Genomic DNA, 5,092 nt, shown 5'->3' with positions numbered 1-5,092 from the left:
ACATATGTGGCACTACGAGCCAGACACACCCGGCCCGCAACCCACGGTCTATGCGATCGGGAGGCCCCAGCTCAATACCCCATAGCGTCTAGTCGAAGCGAGATGAAAGAACGACCGATGACGTGGTTGGGCGACCATGCGAGCCCAGTTGATGGCGCGGCGACAGTACGAACGAACGCTCCGACCGCAACTGGGACGAAATACTCCAAGAACCACGCGTCACGCAAACCAGCACCCACCGGACTCTGTTCCGGCAGCATCAAAAGATGCGGATGGTGACCATCGCCAAACACCCCTCCTTATCGCCGATCTGGTCTTGGTGTCCCTGCTGACTGGAGGGGACGTCCTCCTGCTCGACCGGTCCGCGGCAATCATCGCGGGTTCGGCGATTTTCGCGCTGTGCTGGCACTTCTTGGGCTTCTGCCCCACGCGGGGCGGCTCCGACGAAACGAGTCCTCGGTCGGGGACTGATCGCCGCAGGCGAGCATTCGGACGTGTCGCCGGCTCGAGCGACACGGGGGAGTCGCTTTAGCCGGTGGTCTCATCGTGGGGTGAGTGCACGGGTTTTGATTCGACGGATCCGCGCTGGCGCAGGTAAACAGCAGCGCCGGCCAAGAGCGCTACGACCATGAACTCGCTTTGCCAGTTTTGAAACGACTCGAACCAGAACTGTGATGTCCCGACGTATTGGACAACGTTGACAATCTCCCCGCCGTGCTGAAGCTGTTCCTCGTTGTACGCCGCCGCGCCGCCGATGGCGTGTGCCACGAACGAGCCGAGGAACAGGATTCCGAACAGAATCAGCAAGGAGTTCTCATACACGACCAGGGTGATTCCGCCGCGACGGACCGGCCAAGGCGCCCGAGGATCGTCGCGATGTCGGCGGGGGTCTTCGTCCTGCGGCGCTGGCCCGTCGAGAGGCTTGGACTCGGAGGAGCCCTTCTGAAAGAGAAAGATCGTGAAAACGACGTAGGAGCCCATCTGCAGGAATTCGCTCTCCCAGTTCTCGAACACTGCCTCGACGAACTGGCCGCTGCCAAGAAACGCGGCGAACGACTCAGGTGCAAGACCGTGATCGGCGAACTCTTGATTGGCGACCTGCCATCCGGTGACTGACATCGCCGCGAGGAAGAGGACGAACAGTGCGACATTCACCAGCACCAGGCCTCGTTCGCGCAGCCAGCCCGTCATGATTCTCTGCCTCGTTGTGCTTCACTTTTCAGCGACAGTGCCGCCCCCATGAGGTGCTGCAAAGCGTGGAGAGTCGCCAAGTGAACAACCGTCTCCGGGTCACCCTCGAACTGGTGCACGAAGGATCTCAAATGGTCCTTATCTCCCGCGCAGATGTACACGGTGCCCGCGGGCTGCCCTTCCTCAGGTTCGGGACCACCCACGCCGGTGACGGCCACGACCAGATCGGCGCCCGTCAGACGCAGGGCGCCCTCGGCCATTTCCTGCGCGCATTGCGCGGTGATGATCCGCTCAGCAGCGACGCCCAGCACCTGACGCTTCATCATGGTCTGGTAGGCGACGATACTTCCCCGAAACCACCCGGATGTCTCAGGTGCTGCGGCAAGCGTGCGAGCGATGTTGCCTGCCGTGACCGACTCAGCCGCAACCACAGTGTGATTGCGGCCCTGAACGGCCGCAGCTACCGATTTCGCGACGCCGGCAAGTTCGTGGTCGGTGCCGTGCCCGTGATCGTCCATGGCTTCAGCTTGGCAGTCATCTACTCTTTGGGTACTTGGTGATGAGCATTGGCGGACCCGCGCCGCGCCCGGCGAGTGAAGCCGCTTAGCTGTTGCGGAGCGCGGAGATCAGTTCTGACTTCCGTTTTGCGGAGTAGCCGCTGAGCCCGATCTCCTTCGCCTTGGCCCGTAGCTGGGCGACAGTCCAGTCCTCGTAATCGCCGGACTTTCCGCCTTTGCGGCCGACCGAGGAACGTCCTTCCTTCGCGGCAGCATTGCTGATGCGCGCGGCTTTCTGTTTGCTGGCTCCGTCGTCCCGCAGTGTTTCGTAGAGCTCTGGGTCTTTCAGGCTGGAATTGCGGCGACCGGGCATGATGACCTCTCTGGCATAGGGTGAGTTCTCTTTGCCACGCTTCTCGCGTGAACGCGGGTTGTCAATCCCTCGCGCCTGGTTGCAGGCGGCGCATATCGTGGGCGAATGACCGAACCGGAGAATGCTGAAGCCGAGCCCCCCGACGGATCGACGGACATTTCGGAAGCGCAGAAACGTCGGACGGATGCTCTGGGAACCGGAGCGTCGGCGGATGGTGAGGGCGACGGCGAGCAGGACACTGCTTCAGGTGGCGCTCCTGACGAGAGTGATACCACCGAGCCCGATGGAACCCCTGTCGAGAATCCTTCCGGATAGCTTCGCAGCGATCAGATGCGGACGGGGATCGGATCTCACGCCCGGCAGCCTCCCGACATCGACCTCATTGTCGTGTCCGGAGGTTGCCGACGTTGTCCCTGGCTAGTGGTGGGATTCATACGATCGTTGGATCATGACAACCGCTTCGTCCCAGGACAGTGACTGCCCAACCTCGAGGGCATGGCCGAGGTCTTCGCCGTCGCTAGCGACGTACACGTTTCCAGCGCGATGGATGAATCCCATGGTGGCGGTAGGGGAGAGGATCACATAGAGTTCCTCGCCGATGAGCGCAACATCAGGCTCGACTGCCCGGCGATTCTCGATCGTGATTGTCATGGTGCCCCCGCGCATATTTATCCCCCAAACGGGGGTGATATCAAGTTATGACCGTGGGGCCACTTTCGAGAACCGCTTGACATGCCTCCCAAAAGCACGGTAGGGCAGCCTGAGAGTTTCAGGCTATTGCCAGGCGCGGTGACGTCATCGCTTCCGCCATTATCGGTCTCTCTGAATGAAGCTGCCGCATGGGAGCGCTGAAGTGCTGCTTGCGGGCGTGGCTTCAGGCGATCAATCGTCCATGACAAAGCTGTACACGAGTGCGTGATGGTTTTTGCGCCGGGAACTCCGCGTCAGTCAGGTAGGTGAGCGCCGCCAAGAGGCGACCGAACCGTCAGGTCCGACCGCCTCGAGGGGTTTCTAGCGGAAGGCGTCCTTGACGTCTTCGCCGACCTTCTTGGCCTTCGCTTCGGCCTGGTCGGCATTGCCCTCGGCTTCTAACCGCTCGTTGTCGGTTACGCGGCCTGCGGCTTCTTTGCCCTTGCCGGCGAGGTCTTGCGCAGCGTTCTTGATCTTGTCGTCCGCACCCATGATGATCATCCTTCTGTTGGTGAGCACAGTTTGTGCGCTCATCCAGTCACTGCAGTCCTCAAGCGCGACGGAAGATAGGGGTTGACCGATTTGGGCACCCGTGCTTGGCCTAGTACTACAGTCGCTTTTATTTTATTGTCTTCGGCGTGTTTCGAACGATTTCTGGCGTTCCCGTGTTAATCCTTGCGGGTGGGCGATGATGTTTGTGTGGCAGAGGTACAGGAGTGGGCTGACGGGTTGGAGGAGATCCGTGAGCTGATCGGGCCGCGTTTTGCCCGGTCAGAGCCGTGGGAGAACGCGGTGGACTATCTGCGCGGGCTTCTCTCGGGCCAGGAACGGAAGAATTCCTGGACGCTCTCTGAGCAGGCCGGCCAGGCTGTTCCGGACCGGATGCAGCGTCTTTTGTCGACGACCGACTGGGATCCTGACGCGGTGCGCGATGATCTGCGGTCTTACGTCGTCAAGCATCTCGGCGCGGCCGAGGGTGTGTTGATCGTTGATGAGACCGGGTTTTTGAAGAAAGGAAAGCGTTCCGCCGGGGTCGCCAGGCAGTACTCCGGGACTGCCGGACGGATCGAGAATTCCCAGATCGGTGTGTTCCTGACCTACTCGACGACAGCGGGTCGGACCTTCCTGGATCGGGAGCTCTATCTGCCCAAGGCGTGGGCCGATGACCGAGAACGTTGCGATGCCGCCGGGATCCCCGCCGATCGCGGTTTCAAGACGAAACCAGAGCTGGCCATGGACATGCTCGCCCGGGCGCTGGACGCGGGCGTCCCGGCCCGGTGGGTGACCGGAGACGCGGTCTACGGGCAGTACTACAAACTTCGGAAAGCACTCGAGGATCGAGGCGTGTTCTACTTCCTTGCGGTGCCGATGAATCAGCGTGTCATGGCCAAGACAACGGCGAGTATCCCGGGCGGCGAACGGCGAGCCGACGAACTGATCGCCGCTCTGCCTGCGACCGCGTGGCGGACTCGCTCCGCCGGTAACGGCTCGAAAGGTGATCGCCGCTACGCCTGGGCCAGGGTCCGCATCAACGGTGCACGCGACCCCGACGCCGAGTACTGGCTCCTGGCCAGGCGCAGCCTGAGCGACCCGACCGACATCGCCTACTACCTGACCCACGGACCCAAACGTGTTGCCCTGGCAGACCTGGCCCGGGCCGCCGGAGCCCGCTGGGCCATCGAGGAGAGCTTCCAGACCAGCAAAGGCCAAACAGGACTGGACCACTACCAGGTGCGTCAATACACAGGCTGGTATCGGCACATCACCCTCTCGATGCTCGCCCACGCCTTCCTGACCGTGACCCGGTCAAAAAAGGGGGCCAACATCCAGACGACAGCGACCTCATCACCCTGAGCCTGCCCGAAATCAGGCACCTCCTCGTCTGCCTGGTCTTCACCCAGCCAGCGAACCCCGAACGCGTCCTGAGCCGCTCACGCTGACGACGCCGACATCAACAAACCGCGAAACGACATCACTATCGAACCCGCGGACACACCCCATAAACACGACTGTAGTACTAGGGCGTGTTGATCAAGTGATTTCGGGTGCGCCTGGGCGACCATTGATCATGCATGAGCGTGATGTGGTTTCTGATGAGGCGTGGGCCGTGATCGAGCCGTTGCTGCCACAGGTCCAGGGGCGAAGTCGGCCCTGGCTGGATCACCGTATGGTCGTCGAGGGGATCGCGTGGCGGTTTCGCACGGGTTCGCCCTGGCGTGATCTGCCGGAGCGGTTCGGGCCGTGGAATACCGTGTTCAAACGGTTTGACCGGTGGGCCAAGGACGGCACCTGGCAGAGGATTTTGACGGCCGTGCAGTCTCGCAGCGATCAGCTGGGGAAG

7 protein-coding genes and 1 pseudogene are annotated in these 5,092 nt (G+C 61.8%); 3 read left to right on the top strand and 5 right to left on the bottom strand.

Translation table 11 applies throughout. The features are described 5' to 3' along the window. Nucleotides 1-170 precede the first annotated feature (170 nt). Nucleotides 171-332: pseudogene (locus BLQ39_RS16295) on the top strand (hypothetical protein); the annotation flags it as partial. Between the two features lie 196 nt (nt 333-528). Here the strand turns inward: BLQ39_RS16295 and BLQ39_RS15345 are convergent. The 5 genes from BLQ39_RS15345 to BLQ39_RS15325 form a co-directional block, all read right to left on the bottom strand. Then, nucleotides 529-1,191 carry a DUF6766 family protein gene (locus BLQ39_RS15345; RefSeq protein ID WP_092325359.1) on the bottom strand — a complete coding sequence of 221 codons (663 nt, stop codon included), beginning with the start codon at nt 1,189-1,191 and terminating at the stop codon, nt 529-531. Then, a complete protein-coding gene (locus BLQ39_RS15340; protein ID WP_092325357.1) occupies nt 1,188-1,709 on the bottom strand; it encodes a CinA family protein in 522 nt (173 codons plus the stop codon). Before BLQ39_RS15340 ends, BLQ39_RS15345 begins: the two co-directional genes overlap by 4 nt. A gap of 85 nt (nt 1,710-1,794) precedes the next feature. After that, nucleotides 1,795-2,061 carry a DUF7218 family protein gene (locus tag BLQ39_RS15335; protein ID WP_092325355.1) on the bottom strand — a complete coding sequence of 89 codons (267 nt, stop codon included), beginning with the start codon at nt 2,059-2,061 and terminating at the stop codon, nt 1,795-1,797. Nucleotides 2,062-2,478: 417 nt separating this feature from the next. Beyond that, nucleotides 2,479-2,712 (bottom strand): hypothetical protein, encoded by a 234-nt coding sequence (locus BLQ39_RS15330; protein ID WP_134574983.1) that lies wholly within the window; start codon nt 2,710-2,712, stop codon nt 2,479-2,481. A gap of 360 nt (nt 2,713-3,072) precedes the next feature. Next, nucleotides 3,073-3,243 carry a CsbD family protein gene (locus BLQ39_RS15325; RefSeq protein WP_092325361.1) on the bottom strand — a complete coding sequence of 57 codons (171 nt, stop codon included), beginning with the start codon at nt 3,241-3,243 and terminating at the stop codon, nt 3,073-3,075. 207 nt (nt 3,244-3,450) lie between these two features. Here BLQ39_RS15325 and BLQ39_RS15320 point away from each other — a divergent pair, with 207 nt between their 5' ends. After that, nucleotides 3,451-4,605, top strand: a complete 1,155-nt coding sequence (locus tag BLQ39_RS15320; protein ID WP_135109327.1) for an IS701 family transposase — start codon at nt 3,451-3,453, stop codon at nt 4,603-4,605. Nucleotides 4,606-4,819: 214 nt separating this feature from the next. Further along, nucleotides 4,820-5,092: transposase (locus BLQ39_RS15315; protein ID WP_143006496.1), on the top strand; the 273-nt coding region annotated here is incomplete at its 3' end.

Origin of the sequence: Cryobacterium psychrotolerans (genome assembly GCF_900101115.1) — a bacterium.
In the GTDB taxonomy this organism is placed as follows: domain Bacteria; phylum Actinomycetota; class Actinomycetes; order Actinomycetales; family Microbacteriaceae; genus Cryobacterium; species Cryobacterium psychrotolerans.
The sequence above is the reverse complement of the archived record's forward strand: the minus strand, read 5'-3'. Positions and strand labels throughout refer to the sequence as shown.

What these genes read in the sequence shown, in the direction of transcription:
- BLQ39_RS15345 (WP_092325359.1), bottom strand. Translation starts at nt 1,191, where the DNA reads ATGACGGGCTGGCTGCGCGAACGAGGCCTGGTGCTGGTGAATGTCGCA.
- BLQ39_RS15340 (WP_092325357.1), bottom strand. Translation starts at nt 1,709, where the DNA reads ATGGACGATCACGGGCACGGCACCGACCACGAACTTGCCGGCGTCGCG.
- BLQ39_RS15335 (WP_092325355.1), bottom strand. Translation starts at nt 2,061, where the DNA reads ATGCCCGGTCGCCGCAATTCCAGCCTGAAAGACCCAGAGCTCTACGAA.
- BLQ39_RS15330 (WP_134574983.1), bottom strand. Translation starts at nt 2,712, where the DNA reads ATGACAATCACGATCGAGAATCGCCGGGCAGTCGAGCCTGATGTTGCG.
- BLQ39_RS15325 (WP_092325361.1), bottom strand. Translation starts at nt 3,243, where the DNA reads ATGGGTGCGGACGACAAGATCAAGAACGCTGCGCAAGACCTCGCCGGC.